The sequence below is a fragment of the Thiomicrolovo immobilis genome (assembly GCF_039645955.1).
Lineage (GTDB): Bacteria > Campylobacterota > Campylobacteria > Campylobacterales > Sulfurimonadaceae > Thiomicrolovo > Thiomicrolovo diazotrophicus.
This window is the reverse complement of record NZ_CP147916.1, coordinates 2,468,347-2,486,431: the sequence shown is the minus strand read 5'-3', so window position 1 is coordinate 2,486,431 and position 18,085 is coordinate 2,468,347. Positions and strand designations below refer to the sequence as shown.

The 18,085-nt window shown below is 60.7% G+C and carries 16 protein-coding genes; 14 read left to right on the top strand and 2 right to left on the bottom strand.

Translation table 11 applies throughout. From position 1 onward, the window contains the following. Window positions 1-9: 9 nt before the first annotated feature. From WCX72_RS12845 to WCX72_RS12805, 9 genes are all read left to right on the top strand, one after another. On the top strand, window positions 10-1,593 hold the full coding sequence (locus WCX72_RS12845; RefSeq protein ID WP_345970135.1) for a nitrite/sulfite reductase: 1,584 nt from the start codon (window positions 10-12) through the stop codon (window positions 1,591-1,593). Beyond that, window positions 1,562-2,908 carry an aminotransferase class V-fold PLP-dependent enzyme gene (locus tag WCX72_RS12840; protein WP_345970134.1) on the top strand — a complete coding sequence of 449 codons (1,347 nt, stop codon included), beginning with the start codon at window positions 1,562-1,564 and terminating at the stop codon, window positions 2,906-2,908. Before WCX72_RS12845 ends, WCX72_RS12840 begins: the two co-directional genes overlap by 32 nt. Beyond that, entirely contained in the window at window positions 2,877-4,184 is a 1,308-nt protein-coding gene (gene cobA / locus WCX72_RS12835; RefSeq protein ID WP_345970133.1) for a uroporphyrinogen-III C-methyltransferase, read from the top strand. The genes WCX72_RS12840 and cobA overlap by 32 nt, the downstream gene beginning before the upstream one ends. A 216-nt stretch (window positions 4,185-4,400) precedes the next feature. After that, window positions 4,401-5,633 carry a hydrogenase small subunit gene (locus tag WCX72_RS12830; RefSeq protein ID WP_345970132.1) on the top strand — a complete coding sequence of 411 codons (1,233 nt, stop codon included), beginning with the start codon at window positions 4,401-4,403 and terminating at the stop codon, window positions 5,631-5,633. Then, the gene (locus WCX72_RS12825) at window positions 5,633-7,411 is read left to right on the top strand and encodes a nickel-dependent hydrogenase large subunit (RefSeq protein ID WP_345970131.1); all 1,779 of its coding nucleotides are present in this window, start codon (window positions 5,633-5,635) and stop codon (window positions 7,409-7,411) included. The genes WCX72_RS12830 and WCX72_RS12825 overlap by 1 nt, the downstream gene beginning before the upstream one ends. A 9-nt stretch (window positions 7,412-7,420) precedes the next feature. Continuing rightward, entirely contained in the window at window positions 7,421-8,128 is a 708-nt protein-coding gene (locus tag WCX72_RS12820) for a cytochrome b/b6 domain-containing protein (RefSeq protein ID WP_345970130.1), read from the top strand. 120 nt (window positions 8,129-8,248) lie between these two features. Next, window positions 8,249-10,174 carry a hypothetical protein gene (locus WCX72_RS12815; protein WP_345970128.1) on the top strand — a complete coding sequence of 642 codons (1,926 nt, stop codon included), beginning with the start codon at window positions 8,249-8,251 and terminating at the stop codon, window positions 10,172-10,174. After that, on the top strand, window positions 10,152-12,422 hold the full coding sequence (gene hypF / locus WCX72_RS12810; RefSeq protein ID WP_345970127.1) for a carbamoyltransferase HypF: 2,271 nt from the start codon (window positions 10,152-10,154) through the stop codon (window positions 12,420-12,422). Before WCX72_RS12815 ends, hypF begins: the two co-directional genes overlap by 23 nt. Next, entirely contained in the window at window positions 12,419-12,976 is a 558-nt protein-coding gene (locus tag WCX72_RS12805; protein WP_345970125.1) for a hydrogenase maturation protease, read from the top strand. The genes hypF and WCX72_RS12805 overlap by 4 nt, the downstream gene beginning before the upstream one ends. Here WCX72_RS12805 and WCX72_RS12800 read toward each other — a convergent pair. Both WCX72_RS12800 and WCX72_RS12795 read right to left on the bottom strand, forming a co-directional pair. After that, the gene (locus WCX72_RS12800) at window positions 12,973-13,515 is read right to left on the bottom strand and encodes a hydrogenase maturation protease (RefSeq protein WP_345970124.1); all 543 of its coding nucleotides are present in this window, start codon (window positions 13,513-13,515) and stop codon (window positions 12,973-12,975) included. The two genes, WCX72_RS12805 and WCX72_RS12800, sit on opposite strands and share 4 nt — an antisense overlap. Further along, window positions 13,512-14,195: a hypothetical protein gene (locus WCX72_RS12795; protein WP_345970123.1), complete on the bottom strand. Its 684-nt coding sequence runs from the start codon at window positions 14,193-14,195 to the stop codon at window positions 13,512-13,514. Before WCX72_RS12795 ends, WCX72_RS12800 begins: the two co-directional genes overlap by 4 nt. A 330-nt stretch (window positions 14,196-14,525) precedes the next feature. Between WCX72_RS12795 and hypB the strand changes: the two genes are divergently transcribed. From hypB to hypA, 5 genes are read left to right on the top strand one after another with little or no spacing between them, the layout of a single operon-like run. Continuing rightward, window positions 14,526-15,320: a hydrogenase nickel incorporation protein HypB gene (gene hypB, locus WCX72_RS12790; protein ID WP_345970122.1), complete on the top strand. Its 795-nt coding sequence runs from the start codon at window positions 14,526-14,528 to the stop codon at window positions 15,318-15,320. A 1-nt stretch (window position 15,321) separates the two neighbouring features. Continuing rightward, window positions 15,322-15,615 carry a HypC/HybG/HupF family hydrogenase formation chaperone gene (locus tag WCX72_RS12785; RefSeq protein WP_345970121.1) on the top strand — a complete coding sequence of 98 codons (294 nt, stop codon included), beginning with the start codon at window positions 15,322-15,324 and terminating at the stop codon, window positions 15,613-15,615. Further along, window positions 15,612-16,739 (top strand): hydrogenase formation protein HypD, encoded by a 1,128-nt coding sequence (gene hypD / locus WCX72_RS12780; RefSeq protein WP_345970120.1) that lies wholly within the window; start codon window positions 15,612-15,614, stop codon window positions 16,737-16,739. The genes WCX72_RS12785 and hypD overlap by 4 nt, the downstream gene beginning before the upstream one ends. Next, window positions 16,736-17,734: a hydrogenase expression/formation protein HypE gene (hypE, locus tag WCX72_RS12775; protein WP_345970119.1), complete on the top strand. Its 999-nt coding sequence runs from the start codon at window positions 16,736-16,738 to the stop codon at window positions 17,732-17,734. The genes hypD and hypE overlap by 4 nt, the downstream gene beginning before the upstream one ends. Window positions 17,735-17,743: 9 nt before the next feature. Further along, the gene (gene hypA, locus WCX72_RS12770) at window positions 17,744-18,085 is read left to right on the top strand and encodes a hydrogenase maturation nickel metallochaperone HypA (protein ID WP_345970118.1); all 342 of its coding nucleotides are present in this window, start codon (window positions 17,744-17,746) and stop codon (window positions 18,083-18,085) included.

Genomic DNA, 18,085 nt, shown 5'->3' with positions numbered 1-18,085 from the left:
AGGTGATGCATGGCATCCGAAACGAAAGCGCAGCGCGTGGAGCGCATCAAGCGCGAAAAGGACGGCCTGGACGTTATCGGCGCGATTGAGGAGTATGCCCGCAGCGGCAGCGACCCGCATCCAGACGATATCGACCGGTTCAAATGGTACGGGCTCTACACCCAGAACAGAAACCTCCAGGGCGAGGAGGACCCGACGCTCTATTTCATGCTGCGGGTCAAGCTTGAGGCGGGGGAGGTGACGACCGAACAGCTCAAAACACTCGGTTACATCTCCAATGCATACGCCCGGCGCAGCGCCGATATCACAACGCGGCAGGACCTGCAGTTCCATTGGATCGAAGTGCGGCATCTGCCGGTGATATTCGCCCTGTTAGAACGCGTCGGGCTCAGTACGAAGATGGCCGCGGGCGACTGTCCGCGCAACGTCGTAAGCTGCCCGGTGGACGGCATTGACCGCGGGGCCGTGGCGGACGTGCGCCCGCTAGTCAGGGCGGTCAACGCGCTGTTCCGGGACAACCGGGATTTTTCGAACCTGCCGCGCAAGTTCAAGATCGGCATCAGCGGCTGCCGCAGTCACTGTATCTCCCACGAGATACAGGACCTGAGCTTTACGGCGGTCGATCACCCGTCGGGCCGCGTGCTCTTCGACGTCAGCGTCGGGGGCGGGCTGGCCAAGAACCGGCGCATCGCTTCACATATCGGTTATGCGGCGGCGGAGCAGGTCGTTGCCATCGCCGAGGCGGTGGCGACCCTGTACCGCGACGAGGGGAACCGTGAAAACCGTTCCAAGGCCCGACTGGGGCACCTTGTCGATGCCTGGGGAGTTGACGCCTTCGTCGCCCGGCTGCAGGCGCTGCTGGGATTCGAGCTGCTGCCGCCGCAGACCCGGGCCTACACGCCCTACGCCCTGCGGGGCCATTTCGGCGCCCATGCGAGCAGCGTCGAGGGCAGGAGCTACATCGGCTGTGCCGTGACGTCGGGGCGCATCGGCGGGGGCGGGCTGCTGCAACTGGCCAAGGCGATGCAGCGTCACCGTGCCGGCAGGGCCAAGTTCACGACGACGCAGAACGTCGTCGTGCTCGACGTCCCCGAGAGTCGGGTCAGCGCCATGACCGGGGAGCTGGAGCAGGCCGGGCTGTCGCCCAATCCCACCCCCTTCAAAGCGCGAACGCTGGCGTGTACGGGGCTGAACTTCTGCAAGTTCGCCATCAGCGAAACGAAGGAGCTGGCGCGGGAGATCGTCGACTACCTGAATGAGCGCTTCCCCGACTTTACCGAGCCCGTCTCGATCAGCGTCAACGGCTGTCCGAACGCCTGTGCGCATCCGCACATCGTCGACATCGGGTTCGTGGGGGCCGTGCTCAAGCGCGGGGAGCGGCGGATCAACGGTTTCGAGCTGATCTTCGGCGGCCACCTGGAAGGCGAGCGCAGCGCGTTCGGTGAAAAGAGCGGCATCAAGGTGGCGCCCGAAGAGGCCGCCGGCATTATCGAGCGCCTGCTGCTGCAGTATCTTAGCAGCGGGTATGAAACATTTGGAGCATTTTTACGGGAGCAGGCATATGACACAACAGCTATTTCGGCCGTTGCTTAAACGGGGGAACCGCAAGACTTTCGTCGCTGAGCAGACGATCGGCCGCCACAAGAAACACTATTTTGACTATACCGCGTCGGGGCTGGCGTTCGAACCGATCGAATCGCGGATTCGGGAGGTCCTCGAGACCTATGCGAATACCCATTCGAAAGAGGCGTCGATGGCGGCGGTGACGGAACACTACTACAACGGGGCCCGGGAGCAGCTCAAAACGCTGCTGGGGCTGGATGACGCCTTCGCCATCCTGCCCTGCGGCTGCGGCGCCACCTCGGCGATCAAGCGCCTGCAGGAGATCCTGGGGGTCTACATCCCCCCGGCGACGCGGAAACGCTGTATCGTACGGGTACGGCCCAAGAACCGGCCGCTGGTCATCGTCGGCCCCTACGAGCACCATTCGAACGAGATCAGCTACCGCGAAGGGATCTGCGACACCGTGCGCATCGGGTTCGATGCCGAAGGGGAGATCGACCTGGAGTACATGGAGATGCTGCTGCAGGCGAACCGCCACCGGGAGGTGATCGGGGCGTTCTGCATCGCTTCGAACGTGACGGGGATCATCACCCCCTATCAGCGCATCTCGCGTCTGCTGCGCCGTTACGGCGCGATGGTCTGTTTCGACGCGGCCGCGTCGTCGCCGTATATGAACGTGCCCAGCAAGCTCTACGACGCCATGTTCCTCTCCCCGCACAAACTGCTCGGGGGGCCGGGGTCGTGCGGGCTGCTGGTCATTCGCAAATCGCTGATCAACGATACGGTCGCGCCGACGTTCGCCGGCGGGGGCACCGTGACGTACGTGAACCGGAGCGAACACCGTTTCATCGACGAGAAGGAGAGCCGGGAGGATGCGGGCACGCCGGGGATATTGCAGCTCATTCGGGCCGCACTCGCCTACCAGCTGCGCAACGAACTGGGACTGGCCTGGATCAAAAACCGCAAAAAGCAGCTCACGGACTATCTGCTTTCCGAACTGAGGGACATTCCGGGCTGTACGGTGTACGGGGATCTGGAGAGAGAGAACCTCGGGATCGTCTCGTTCAATGTCGAGGGCATCGATCCCTACACACTGTGCGCCGGACTCTCGGAAGCGTGGGGGATCCAGACCCGGGCGGGCTGTTCGTGCGCTGGACCCTACGGGCACGATCTGCTCGGGCTGCCCGACGATGCGGAGCTGCAGACGCGTCCGGGCTGGGTGCGCATCAGCGTGCACTATTCGCAGGAGGTTGCCGATATCGACTACCTCCTTGCATCGATCCGAAATACGATTCGGAGTCTAGGAGAGAAACATGAAAACGGCATCGCTTCCGGTGTTACTTAAGCCCAAAGAGGGCGGGGTCGTCCTTGTCGGTGCGGGAAAAGTGGGGCTGCACAAAGCGGAGGTCCTTGCGGCCAACGGCATTGCGGCAACGGTGATTGCACCCGCCGTCCATGCCGGCTTTGAAGGAGTGCCCCTGCACAGAGTGTTGCGCAAAAACGTGGCAGCCGGCGATCTGAAGGGGGCTTCGGTGGTCATTGACGCTACCGGCGACAACGCCGTGACGGAGATGCTGCTCGGTCTGAAGGCCGCAAAGGGTTTTTTGCTCAACGTTGTCGACGTCCCGTCTCTTTGCGACTTTTACTTCGCTTCCCTGCTGCACTACGGGCCGCTTAAGATCGCCGTCTCGAGCGACGGGGCGAGTCCCACGCTGACGCAGTGCGTCCGGGACAAGATACGGCGCACCCTGCCGCCGGAGCTCGAAACACTCGCACGGGAGAAAGCCGGCGAACGTTCCGGGGGGATGATCGATGCCGCGGCGACGCGTAACGCCGCCGGTCGCCTGCTCGCCAGCGTCTCCCTGGTGGGGTGCGGCCCCGGGGATGTGGAGCTGTTGACGCTCAAGGCGTACCATATTATAAAAGAGGCCGATGTCATCCTGTACGACCACCTGATCAGCGAGGAGATCCTGGCGCTGATCCCGACAAAGAGCATCAAGATCTATGTGGGCAAGCGCAAGGGGTGCCACAGCCGTACGCAGGATGAGATCAACCGTATGATCGTGCAGTATGCGGAGAAGGGGTGCAGCGTCGCCAGGCTCAAAAGCGGCGACCCCTATATCTTCGGACGCGGGGCGGAGGAGGCAGCATACCTGGCCGAAAAAGGGTTCCGCGTCAGCGTGGTCGCCGGCATCTCATCGGCGATCGCGGGGCCGGCAGTCGCCGGCATCCCCGTGACCGCCCGGGGGTACGCGGCGAACTTTTCCGTTGTTTCGGCCCATTTGAAAGGGGCGAAGACCAACCTATCGTGGATCGATCTGCTCCGGCAGCCTGATCATACGACAGTGGTGCTGATGGGGCTGTCGCTTTCCCGGGCCATCCGTGACGCCGCGCTGGAGCGGGGTATCAGCCGGACACTGCCGGCGGCGATCGTTTCCAATGCAACGCGTCCGAATCAGCAGACGCGGGTTACGACGCTTGGCAAGCTTGCCGACGCCGCCGGGGCAGTCGAAGGACCGGCCATTATCGTCTTCGGCGACGTCGTCAGGCTGCATGCCATACTGCCAGGCTACCTCGAGGGCGGCAAAAGAGCGGAGCGGGCGGCGGCAAACGCCGTCTAGTCCGATGTGACCGGGCAGAGAGGCCGTACAGGGCAGACATTGTGTCTTGAAATATTGTTATCATAGATATGGATCTTCACAAAAATCTCTTCTAAAGCTGGTTCCAAAAAGATATAAGAATTTCACCGGGAAAGGGGCCAAACCCCAACTTTAGATAAGTTTAAGTTATTAGCACATAGAATGGTGAATGATCATTCATTTATCGAGGAGGAAACGATGGCTGAACGAATAGATGGGGTGCGGAAACTCTTCACCTCGAAAAGCGCCAGGGTAGATACGAACCGGGGTGACCTATATTATCAACAACTGTTCGATACGTGTCGGACGCGTTTGGACGCTCTGCGGGAGCAGCCGGCGGTCAACCGGCTCGACTTCGAATCCCTGCTCAGCGACGAGGGGCAGGACCGCCGTGACTTTATGAAATGGGTCAGTGCGGTCACGGCGATGCTGATGCTTCCGCCGATGTTCACGCCGCTTGTCGCGGAAGCCGCCGAACTGATGAACCGCCTGCCGGTTATCTGGCTCGAGCTTCAGGACTGTGCGGGCAACTCCGAAGCGCTGCTCCGCAGCGACGGGCCGAAGATCGACGAGATCGTTCTCGACATCATTTCGCTGGAGTTCCACGAGTCGCTGATGGCACCGGCGGGACACCAGGCGGAGAAACAGCTTGAAGATGCGATGGAGCACTTTAAAGGGAACTACCTTCTCTTTGTCGAGGGCTCCATTCCCGTCGGTGTCGGCAGGGAGTGGTGTACCATCGGTGCCTCCGGCGAGAACTTTCTGGATCACCTGAACCGTGTCGCCGAAGACGCCGCCGCCATTGTGGCGGTCGGTGCCTGTGCGACCTTCGGCGGTATTCCCGCCGCGGCGCCGAACCCGACGGGAGCCGTCGGGGTAATGGACGTTATCAAGGGCAAACCGGTGATCAACATCCCGGCCTGCCCGGCGAACCCGGCGAATATGGTCGGCGTTGTCCTGCATTATGCCCTCACCGGGCAGGTGCCGGAGCTTGACTCCCTGTTGCGTCCGAAATTCGCGTTCGGATACCGTATCCACGACAACTGCGAACGCCGTGCGCACTTCGACGCGGGCGAGTACGTCGAGGAGTGGGGCGACGAAGGTGCGAAGAACAACTTCTGTCTCTATAAAATGGGGTGTAAAGGACCGATGACCTTTAACAACTGCTCCATTATCCGCTACAACGAAGGGGTCAACTGGCCGATCGGCGTCGGTCGCGGCTGTATCGGCTGTGCCGAACCGGACTTCTGGGACAAATACGCCTATGAGCGGCCGATGGCCAATGCGAATATCAAAGCACCGACCGGCGGTGTCGAAAAGACCGTGGACCAGTTCGGTCTCGGTCTCCTGACGGCGGCGGGTATCGGTATCGGTATTCATGCCGTCGCCAGTGCAGTTGCCGGTAAGAAAGAAGAGGGAGGAGAAGGATAATGAGCAAGAGACATATTGTAGTCGACCCGATTACGCGGATCGAAGGACACCTGCGTATCGAGGCGGTGATTGATGAAAACAACACCATCGTGGATGCCTACAGCTCCTCGACAATGTTCCGGGGGATCGAAACGATCCTTCAGGGGCGCGATCCGCGGGACTGCGGGTTGCTGGCCATGCGTATCTGCGGTGTCTGTACCGGGACGCATTACCAGCGTTCCATCGAGGCCGTCGAGGATGCTTTTGATATTACGATTCCGAAAAATGCACGGATCGTACGTAACCTGATCCAGGGGTCACTGTATGTGCATGACCACCTTGTGCACTTTTACCACCTGCATGCACTGGACTTTGTCGACGTCGTTTCCGCACTGTCGGCCGATCCCGACAAAACGGCGGAAGAGGCACGCAAATGGGCCGCTGTCGCAGGCGTTTCACCGTACACGGACGGCCCGAGCGAGTTCAAAGCGATCCAGGAACGTGTCGCGAAGTTCGTCAAACAGGGCCGGCTGGGGATCTTCGGCAACGGCTACTGGGGGAACAAACATTACAAGCTCACGCCGGAACAGAACCTGATCGGGGTAGCGCACTACCTCCAGGCCCTGGATATTCAGCGTGATATGGCGAAGATGCAGGCGATCTTCGGCGGGAAGAACCCACACCCGCAATCCATCGTCGTCGGCGGCGTCACCTGTGTCCAGGATATTGAGAATCCGGCGCGCATTGCGCTGTTCAAACAGCTGCTGACCGACACGAACAAATTTATCAAGCAGGCCTATCTGCCTGACGTTTACATGGCGGGGACGATGTACGCAGACGAAGCGACGGACTCCAAAGCGACGTTTACGGAACTCATCGGCGGCAAAGGCGTCGGCGGGACCGGCGGCGGTCTGCTCAACTACATGAGCTACGGCGACTTCCGCCTGGACGACACCGGGTTCTACAATGCGAAAACCCTCTTCCCGAGCGGTATTGTCTACGGGGGCGACCTGAGCAAGGTCGAGCCGGTCGACCATGAGAAGATCGCTGAAGACGTCACGCACTCCTGGTACGAGGGGAGCGAACCGTTGCACCCGTACAACGGGCAGACGATCCCGAAATATACGGGCCTCGATAAGCGTGATGACGGCATCGCCTACCTGAAGACAGGGGAAAAGTACAGCTGGATCAAGACGCCGATGTACAACGATACCCGCGTCGAGGTCGGGCCGCTGGCACGGATGATCGTCGGGGTGGCGAGCAAGGACGAGCGTATCACGAAGTACGTGACGAACTTCCTCAAGCGCGGCAACCTGCCGGTATCGGTACTGTTCAGTACCGTCGGCCGTACGGCGGGCCGTGCCATTGAGACCGAACTGATGGCGGATGCGCTGGTAGAGTGGGTCGACGAACTTGCCGCCAACGCGGCGGCCGGCGACCTGCGCACCTGGACGGAGTTCGACTTCGACAAGGTGAGTGTGAAAACCAAGGGGATGGGCCTGGCCGAAGCGCCGCGCGGATCCCTGGGACACTGGGTCCGCGTTGAAGACGGGAAGGTAGCCAACTATCAGGCCGTCGTCCCTTCCACCTGGAACGCGGGTCCGCGGGACTATAAAGGACGGATGGGCGCTTACGAGGCGAGCCTGATCGGGACCAAGGTCGCCGATCCGGAACAGCCGCTGGAGATCATCCGGACCATTCACAGTTTTGACCCCTGTATCGCCTGTGCCGTGCACGTCGTCGATACCAAGGGCAAATCGCTGGGTGTTTACAAGCTCGACAGCCAGTGCAGTATCTAAGGAGATCCCATGAAATCCGAACGTAAACAGGTTAAGCGGATGACGGGCGCCATGCGCATCATCCACTGGGCCAACGCGATTTCGATGGTGGCTGCCGTGATCACCGGGCTCTACATAGGGCACCCGTACTACCAGACGCTCATCGCCGACGGTGCGGTGGACAAATATGTGATGGCGTGGAACCGGTGGGGGCACTTTATCGTGGCGATCATCTTTGACGTCACCTCCATCGTCGTCGCCTATCTCTATTTTTTCAGCCGTTTCGAGATGCCGTACAAGAAGCTTATTCCCACCGGCAAAAACATTGCCGAGTTTGGCGAGGTGCTTTTGAACCTCGTCACGCTCAACCGGCGCAAGAAGTTTGATTCGACGCACAGTGACAGTTTCAACACGGTCTATTTTACGATTTTCCACTTGCTCCTGATCTGGATGCTCTTTACCGGGCTGCAGCTCTATGTTCACGGACTGGAGTCCGGCCAGAGTTCGATCGGGGCGTGGTGGCCGGCGCTGCTGCACCTTGCCACCGACTGGACCATCCCGGTAACGGGCGGAACGCTGATGGATGTGCGCATTTCGCACCATGAATCGATGTGGCTCATCCTAACCTGGGTCGCTTTCCATATCTACTACCAGATATGGCGGACGATCTTCTGGAAAGAGGGGGATATCGCCATTGTCTTCGGCGGCAGCAAGTTCGCCAAAGAGCAGGAATCCTAAGCAGCAGGATTTTCCCCCGCGTTCCGGGGCACCCGGGACGTTTTCAACCTCCCAAACTATGCTAAGATAACAAGGTTTCAGCCCCCGGTGAGGGTGTGATGACCGTTCAAAGGACCCCCTATGGCCTTCGTGATGGAACTGCAGAGCAGCTCGTCCCAATTTTACCTGCGTAACTGTATCGCCGGCATTGCCCGTGAATTCGGCGTACCGGCAAAGATTGTCCAGTCAAAAGGGACGCTCTCCTGTGCATTTGCCTCGGAGCACCCGGAACTGGAGGCGTGTATCGGCGCCATCGCCGAGCGGCTTCCCGCCTCCTGGCATCTCAGCGGCAGCCGGCACTACGAGGCGGCGGGAGAACCGGATACGCTGCCGGAACTGGTCGATGCGCCCCCGCTGGGGCTCGGCCTCTGCCCCGCATGCCAAAAGGAGCTTTTCGATCCTTCGTCGCGCCGCTACTACTACCCCTTCACCCACTGCGCACAGTGCGGGGGGCAGTACGCTTTTTTCGAAGCGTACCCCTTTGAGCGCGCCAACAGCGCCCTCTCCTACCTGCGCCCCTGCACGGCATGCGAATCGGAGCAGGAGACGCACGGCCGCCGGGAGAAGGACCACCTTAACAGCTGCCACGCCTGCGGCGTGCCCGTGCGCCTGGAAAGCGGGGGGCGCGAGCGCTATGCCAATGATGCCGGAAGCTTCAGAACGATGTTCGAGGTGGCGGCCAAGGCCGTTGCCGATGCCAAGTCGCTGCTGGTCAAAACGACGATGGGCTACCGCCGCTTTCAACTGAGCCCCGAGGGACTCGGCAACGCCGTGATCCTGATGATCGATGCGGAGAAGATCACCGACTACCTCTCCCTGATCGGCGAAGAGTTCCATGCGCTGCTGGGCATCGAACGTCCCGTGCTGCATGTGTCGGTCAAAGCCCCGGAGCTTCAGGCGGTTGCCGGCCGCACGGCGGATGTGAAATACCCCGACGACGGCTTTACGATCCTGCTGGCGACGGAGCTGCAGCGCCTGGGGGTGGATTACGTCTACTACGAGGAGGCGGACGCCCGGAGCGACGCGGACCTGCGGATGGAGTATGACCTGGAGCTCTCTTCCCAGAGCGACCAGTACCTCTTTATCAATAAGGATGTCCGTTTCGTCGCCGCCGGCGAGCGGGTGAGTTTCCCGTCGCGCATGGCGCCGGCGTCGCAGACCCTCGGGATGGCGCACGGCCTGGTCGGGGTGCCCGAAGGGGAGCGCGTCGTGTTCGACCGACCGGAGCATTTCGGCAGCGTGACGGTCGAGAATGCCGTCGTGCTGGAGGGGGAGTCGGAGGAGCAGTGGCATACGCATCAGCGCCCCGCCGCCCAGGACGAGGCGTCGTTTATGTCGGTCGTCGCGGAACATGGCCTCTTCGGGCAGAAGTGCGTCGGCGCCCATTTCGACGACGAACCCTCTTTCCTCTATTATGACGGGCGAAAGGTGATCCGGCTGGTCCCGCCTATCGCCTTCGCACCCGAGGGGCTGTTGGAGAAGATCGCCTCCCTGCGCGAAGGTTCCGACAGGCTGGTACAAAACTTCAAGAAGGGACTGCCCGCTGCCTATGCACGCGTCGAAGCGCTGCAGGAGCGCAGCGCGACGAGCCTCTTCGAAGCGGCCGCCGCCGTGTTGGAACTGGAGGAGGAGAACTTCTCCGGGGTCAGCAAAGCGGCATTGGGCTTTTACGGAAAGGGCGGGGTACAGGTCGATACGCACGTCAAGGACAACCGTTTCGACCACGCGGCCTTCCTGGCCAGCCTGGTGAGCTACCGCCTGGCAGGGGTGGAGACGGAGATGATCGCCTACTCCATCTTCGAATCCTTCGGCGACTACTTCAACGACCTGATGCAGCAGATCAAAGACAAAACAAAAGCGGAGCATTTTATTCTCTGCGGCGCCCATTTCGCACAGCAGTCGCTTTTCAGCCGCATGCAGCGTAACCTGAAGGCCACGCCCCCGCTGATGAACGTCAACTACCCCATTGGCAGGGAGAATGCCGTTGTCGGCTGCGTCTACCTCTAAACGCCTCCGGTTCCGAATCCGCGGCATCGTCCAGGGTGTCGGTTTCCGCCCCTTCGTTTACCAGCTCGCCGTCCGAGAAGGGGTGGGCGGCCATGTGCTCAACGACGGCGACGGCGTTGAAATCGAGGTGGAAGGTCTCCCGGCGTCCCTGGAGGCGTTCGAGAGGGCTTTGACGGCATCCCCGCCGCCGCTGGCGCGGATCGATGAGGTGCATCGCGACGTCCTGGCTCCTCTCGGCGAAACGGCCTTTGCCATCCGGGGCTCCGAGAGCAGTGCGGCAAAAACGATGGTCTCGCCGGACATGGCCGTGTGCGATGCCTGCGCCGCCGAGCTTTTCGACCCCGCGAACCGCCGTTACCGCTACCCGCTGATCAACTGCACCGACTGCGGTCCGCGCTACAGCATCATCCGCGCACTTCCCTATGACCGGCCGCAGACCTCGATGGCCCCTTTTGCCATGTGCCCGCAGTGCGCGCACGAGTATAACGACCCGGCTAACAGGCGTTATCACGCCCAGCCGATCAGCTGTTATGAGTGCGGCCCGCACCTTGCCCTGACCGATCCCTCGGGTGCGGCGATCGGGACGGAGCACGAGAGCATCGACAGGGCAGCGGCGCTGCTTGCCGACGGCCGGATCGTCGCGGTCAAAGGGCTGGGGGGCTTTCACCTGATGTGCGATGCGACGAACGGCGCCGCCGTGGCGCGCCTGCGCGAGCGCAAAAGGCGCCCGAGCAAACCGCTGGCCGTGATGTTCCCCTCCCTGGAGATGATCCGGGAGGCCGCGGCGCTGAGCGACGCGGAGGAGCGGCTCATCCTCTCTAACACACGTCCTATTGTCGTCGTGCGGAAAAAAGCGGCGCTTGCTTTCGGGGAGCCGATTGCCCCGGGCATCGACCGCATCGGCGTCTTTCTGCCCTATACGCCGCTGCACCTGCTCCTGATGGACCGTTTGCAGCGGCCCGTCGTCGCCACAAGCGCCAATATCAGCGAGGAGCCCATTCTCACCGACGCGGTGCAGGTGCGGGAGAAACTGGGCAGTGTCGTCGACGCGGTGCTGGACGTCGACCGGGAGATCGTCAACGCCTGCGACGACAGCGTCGTGACCGTGGCCGGCTCCCGCACGCTGATGTTGCGGATGGCGCGGGGGTATGCCCCCAGAAGCCTGCCGCTGTCTTTTGAAGCACCGGGCAGGATCCTTGCCGTCGGAGCCAATCAGAAGAGCACGATCGCGCTGGGATTCGATAAAAACATCGTGCTCTCACCGCACATCGGGGACCTCGTCTCCGTCGACGCCTTTGAGTATTTTGAGCGCACCCTCGAAACGTTCAAACGTTTTTACGCCTTCGAACCCGACATCGTCGTCTGCGACCTGCACCCGGGGTATGAAACGACCAAGTGGGCGGAAGCGTTCCACGCGGCGCATCCCGGCACGGCGCTTGTGCGGGTGCAGCACCATTATGCCCACGCGCTGGCCTGCATGGCCGAATACGGGCTGGATGAGCCGGTGCTGGCGTTCTGTTTCGATGGCACCGGATACGGGAGCGACGGGACGCTCTGGGGCGGCGAGGTGCTTCTGGCCGATCCGCAGCGTTTTGAACGGGCATACCACTTCCGCCCCTTCCGGCTGCTCGGCGGGGAACAGGCCGTGCGGGAGCCGAGACGGGTGGCGTTATCGCTGTTATTTGAGTGTTATAGCCTTGAGGGCGTGCTTGCGATGGCGCATCCGACCGTCGGGAGTTTCACACCCGAGGAGATCAGGACGCTTCATACCATATGGCAGCGCGGCCTGAATGCTCCAGAAAGCAGCTCCGTCGGCCGCCTTTTTGATGCCGTGGCGTCACTGACGGGGTGCGCGCAGACCCTCGGCTACGAGGGCGAAAGCGGGATGCGGCTGGAAGCGGCGGCCGGGACGGTGCTGCCCGGGGAATTTGCCTTCGCCGTGGAAGAGGGGGTGATCGACTGGGAGCCGCTGCTGCGTCAGACCCTTGAAGCCCCCGCCCGGGCGGCGGCGGGGCTGCACGCAGCGCTCACCGGAGTGATCACTGAGATTGCGCAGCGCCATCCCGGCATGCCGGTGATGCTCAGCGGGGGCGTTTTTCAAAACCGGACACTGACGGCCATGGCCTGCGACGCCTTGGAAGAGCTCGGGATCCGCTATTATGTCCAGCGCGAAACGCCCGTCAACGACGGCGGCGTCGCCCTGGGGCAGCTTTACCATGCACTGTACCGACAAGGAGGGAAGGAATGAACCGTATCGCACTGATCGGATCGGGAAACGCGTTTTTCAAGGATGAGGGAATCGGGCTTTACGCGGCCAAATACCTCAAAGAGAACTACACCTTCGAACCGGGCGTCGATATCGTCGACGGCGGGACGCTCGGGTTTGGGCTGATGCCGCTGCTGCAGGAGTATGACGAGGTGCTGATCGTCAATACGGCTTCGGACGAGGATGTGCCCGCCGGCACGGTGACCGTGCGCGACTGCGATACCTTTTTGGAGGGATCGCTCATCAAAAAAACGGCCAACGAGGTGGAAATAGCGGAGATGCTGCAGATCTGTTCGCTGACGGGCAATATGGCCGAAACCTCTGTCATCAGCATCGTGCCCGACGACATCATCTCCGTCGAAGTCGGGCTCTCCGCGCCGTTGCGCGCCGCCTGGGAGCGCTACATTGAAACGATAACGGCGCGTTTGGCCCACGCCGGCGTCGTCTGCACAAAGCGATCGGACGACGGCGTGACCCTGGAGACGATCCTTGAGACCTTCGCCGCCCCCAGCGTCGCCCTGGGGCGGGGCTTCTAGGAGACGCCGGAGGCCTGGAAGGCTTCGATAACCTCCGCGAGGGAGCTGCCGGGTTCGCGCCGCTGCACGTCAATGCCGGCGGTTTGCAAAATTTTCAATGCGCTCTCGACATAGCGTTCGAACGCGGCGGTGAGGGAGGGTGAAAGCCCGATGCGCACTTCCACGCGTTCGGGCACGATTCCCAGTACACTCGATTCGGGCTGCGGCCTCCCCATCAGCTCCAGCATGTCAAGGCACTGGATCACCCCCACTTCATGCGCGCCCCCGTTTCCCAGACCGTAACCGGTGAGCTCGGACGCCGGGATATGATAGATGCTCCCCGCGTCGTCGTCGATGTCGATCGCGTCGAGGATCAGCACCCGTTCGTGCTCGATAAAGACGTCGAGGAGATTGATCCCCTCGACCCCGCCGTTGATGATGCGTACTGAAGGCTCAAAGCGGTAGTTGGCATCGAGGTAGGCCGCGGCGTAGACGGCGATGCCGTCGTCATTTTCGAGAATGTTGCCGACCCCCAGGACGGCGGTGGTCGCTTGAATCATTCGTGCTCCTTGAAGTAGTAATCGATCAGCAGCCGCTCCCGTTCGGAGGCGGGGTGGTTGAACTTGAACTCCATCTCCTTGAGATAGAGGGGAAAGCTTTCGTCGCATACGCCCCGGTAACGGAGGATGTTCGCTTCAAAGTATTCCCAGAAGCGGACGATGTTGTTATGCCGCGAGGAGATCTTGATAAGGCGGCTCTGGCGCCGGAAACGGGCGAACTCCTCCGCGTAGACGGATTCGAGGTCATCTTCGATGAACTGGTTACGAAACTGCTGCAGGGAGGGCATGACAATGGTGTAGAGATGCCCCTCGTAATCGAAGGTGAGAAAGTTGTGGGCATCGAACACGGCGTTTTTGCGCCGCTTTTTGGCCCGCTCCAGGTAGAAATACTCCTCGTATTCGCAGGAGAGGTGCCGTCTCGTCTCGTATTCATCCTCGCAGATGCGGGCGCACAACTGCCTGAACTGTCCGAAATAGCGGTGGACCGAGACGTAGGACAGTCCCAGCGCTTCGGCGGAGACGCTGGCATTTTCGTCCCGGGAGAAGCTCGCGATGAGCGTTCGTACCTTCGCGACGCGCGCGGGACTGACTTTTCGGCGGCAGCGCCCGCACTTGTACCGGCCGTCTCCCAGACGGTAAATACTTCCTTGACAGTAGGGACAGTGTTGAAGCGTTGACATCCTTCGCCTTTCCCGGTTCCAAAGCTATATAAGAGTGACGTTTTTTTAGTTTAATTTTACATAACAAGACTATAATTAATATAAAACTGAATACTTATTCATTTGCAGAAAGAAATACGCAATGAAATCGGTAGGATGCCTGCGCCCCCAGGAGCGCTGCCGCTGTGGAGATTCGTCGGAATACGGATGAGCGGCGCGGGCAGAAATCCTCAGTCTTTTTTGGCAGTTCCGTCGGTATCATCCTCGATGATCACCGGTGTTTGTTTCTTTATGAGAGAATACCAATACTATGAAAGGGCCCGGGTTATGACGGGTTGAGAAGGAGAAAATATGTGTAAAGATTGCGGCTGCAGTGTGACGGAACATTCACACGGACACCATCATGATCATGAGCACGATCATGACCACCACGGGCATTCGCATGCCCATCAGGCGGCGCACGAGACGCTGCACCATAATCCGCAGCTTAATGACAAGAAGACGATCGATGTGATTACAAAGATCCTGGACAAGAACGATCACGAAGCGGGCCATAACCGTGCCCACTTCGACGACCACGGGGTGCTCTCCATCAACCTGATGAGCAGTCCGGGCAGCGGGAAGACGACCCTGCTGGAGCAGATGGCGGAACGTGCCCCTTTCCGCTTCGGTGTGATCGAGGGGGACCTGGAAACGAGCCGGGATGCCGAGCGCATCAAGGCTAAGGGGGTACCTGCCTACCAGATCCAGACGGGCAGCGCCTGCCACCTTGATGCGTTCATGGTGCACGAGGGGCTGCACGACATGCCGCTTGATGACCTGGATGTCTGTTTTATCGAGAACGTCGGCAACCTCGTCTGTCCGGCCAGTTATGACGTCGGTTCCCACCTGAACATCGTGCTCGTTTCCGTGCCCGAAGGGAGCGACAAGATTGAAAAGTATCCTGTCATGTTCCGGCAGGCGGACCTGGTGCTGATCACGAAAACCGACCTGCTTCCCTATTTCGACTACGACATCGAACATGAAAAGGCGGAGGCGCGCAAGATCAAACCGGGCGTCGATATCCTGGAGGTCAGCATCAAAGACGAAGCGTCCGTGCAGCGCGTTATCGAGTGGATCGAATTCAAACGCAGGATGAGGAGCTAAGATGTGTCTCTCTATCCCTTCAAAGGTCGTTTCCGTCGACCGTGAGAAAAATACCGCCGTGGTCGATACGATGGGTGTCAAGCGCGAAGCGGGGCTGGACCTGATGGAAGAGGGCAGCGTCAACATAGATGATTATGTCCTGATCCATATCGGTTTCGTGATGAACAAGATCGATGAGGAGGACGCGCTCGAATCGCTCAAGGTCTACCACGAGATCCTGGCGAAGATGGACGAAGAAGAGCGCTCGCGTGTCGTCCTGGAGGATGACAACTGCGAGAACAGGGGTGCACCATGAGCGAACTGAAACTCAAAGACCTTTACGACGGCTTCAGGGATCCCGCCACGATCCGGATGCTGGCCGCACAGATTGGGGAAGAGGCGAAAGCGCTGCACGAACCGCTGCGGATCATGGAAGTGTGCGGGGGCCATACGCATACGATTATGAAATACGGTCTGCCGCAGCTGCTGCCGGACAACATCGACTTTATTCACGGTCCCGGCTGCCCGGTCTGCATCATGCCCAAAGAGCGGATCGACCACGCCATCGCGCTGGCACGGATGGAGGATACGATCCTGGTGACTCTGGGCGACATGATCCGCGTGCCGGGATCGCAGAGCTCCCTGGCCGTTGAACGGGCTGCCGGGCGGGACATCCGCCCGCTCTATACGCCGATGGACGCGCTCAAGATCGCCAAGGAAAACCCTGACAAACGGGTGGTCTTTTTTGCGATCGGGTTTGAGACGACGACGCCGATGACGGCAGCGCTGCTGCACGCGGTAGTCGCCCAGAAGGTCGACAACCTCTATTTCCATATCAACCATGTGCTCGTGCCGCCGGCGATCGACGCGATTATGAGCGACGGCCAGGCGAAGATCAACGCCTTTATCGGGCCTTCGCACGTCAGTGTCATCACCGGGGCGAAGATCTACGCGCCGCTGCCTCAGAAGTACGGCACCCCCGTCGTCGTCTGCGGTTTCGAACCCGTCGATGTGATGCAGGGGATCCTGATGGCTGTACGGCAGCAGAAAGAGGGGCGCGCCGAACTGGAGATCGAATACTCCCGTTCGGTGACGATGGAAGGCAACGTTAAAGCCCAGCAGCTCATTGACATGTATCTGCAGCCGCGCAGCCATTTCCGCTGGCGCGGGATCGGGGATATTCCCGACAGCGCTCTGGAGCTTCGGGACGAATTTGCGTATCTCGATGCGGAAAAAGTGTTCGCAGAGGTGCTGCCGACGGAACCCATCGACGACCACAAGCTCTGCATCTGCGGCACGATCCTCAAGGGGCTCGCGAAGCCGATGGAGTGCAAGGTTTTCGGAACGGCCTGTACCCCGAACAGCCCTTTGGGCAGCTGCATGGTCAGTTCGGAAGGGGCGTGCAACGCCTACTACCGCTATGCGGGGGTGCTCGGATGAAACAGGTACAACTCAGCCACGGCGGGGGCGGCGAAGAGACGAACAAGCTCATCCACGACTTGTTCTACCGCCATTTCAAAAACGACATCCTCATCAAGGCCGAGGATGCGGCGGTGCTGCAGACGCAGGGGAAGATCGCGTTCACGACGGACAGCTTTACGGTCAGCCCGCTCTTTTTCGAGGGGGGTGACATCGGGAAGCTGGCGGTCGCCGGCACCGTCAACGACCTCTCTATGATGGGCGCGAAGCCGCTCTACCTCAGTTCGGCCTTTATGATCGAAGAGGGCTTCGCATTCGAGGAGCTGGAACGCATTGTTGAAAGTATGGCCAAGGAGCTGGAAAAGTCCGGGGCGAAGATCGTCTGCGGGGATACCAAGGTCGTGCCACGGGGAAGCGTCGACAAACTCTTTATCAATACGGCGGGTATCGGCGAGGTCATGCGTGAAGGGATCTCCTCTCAGGCGATCAAAGAGGGTGACGTGATCATCGCATCGCGCGATATCGGACGCCACGGGGCGACGGTGCTGATGGCCCGCGAGGGGCTGGAGGTCAGCGCCGATCTCGGCAGCGACTGCGAAACGCTCTGGCCCGCCGTCGAGGCACTGCTGGCGGAAAACATCTCCGTCAGCGCCCTACGCGACGCGACCCGGGGCGGGCTGGCCGCCGTCTTGAACGAATGGGCGGAAAACAGCGATGTCTGCCTGGAGATCGAGGAGGCCGCGATCAAGGTCAGCGATGAGGTGCAGGGGATCTGTGAAATGTTCGGGTTCGAAGCGACGGACCTGGCCAACGAGGGGACCTTCGTTGCCGCCGTCGCGCCGATGCACGCGGCCTTTGCCGTGAGCGCACTGCAGCGGTTCGGGTTCTGCCGCGACGCGGCGGTGATCGGCCGGGCGACGACGCAGTACCCGGGCAAGGTGGTGCTGCACTCCGCATTCGGCAGCCGCCGTTTCCTCGACCTGCCCAAAGGCGAACTGCTGCCGAGGATCTGTTAGGAGATTGCTATGCATGAATATTCCGTTGTACAGGCTTTATTGGAACAGGTGGAGAAGCATGCCGCCGAGAACGAAGCGGAGTGGGTGACGAAGGTGGTCGTGAAGATCGGTGTCATGAGCGGCGTAGAGCCGCATCTGCTCGAGATCGCTTTCAACACCTTCAAAGAGCGGACCGTCTGCGACGGGGCGGACTTCGTGATGAATATCCAGCCCGTCACCCTAACCTGCCGCCAATGCGGAAGCCGGAGCGAGCTGGAGAAGGTGTGGTACCGCTGCCCTGCATGCGAAAGTCTGGAAGTCGACGTCGTTGACGGCGAAGAGATGTATCTGATGAGTTTGGAAATGGAGTAG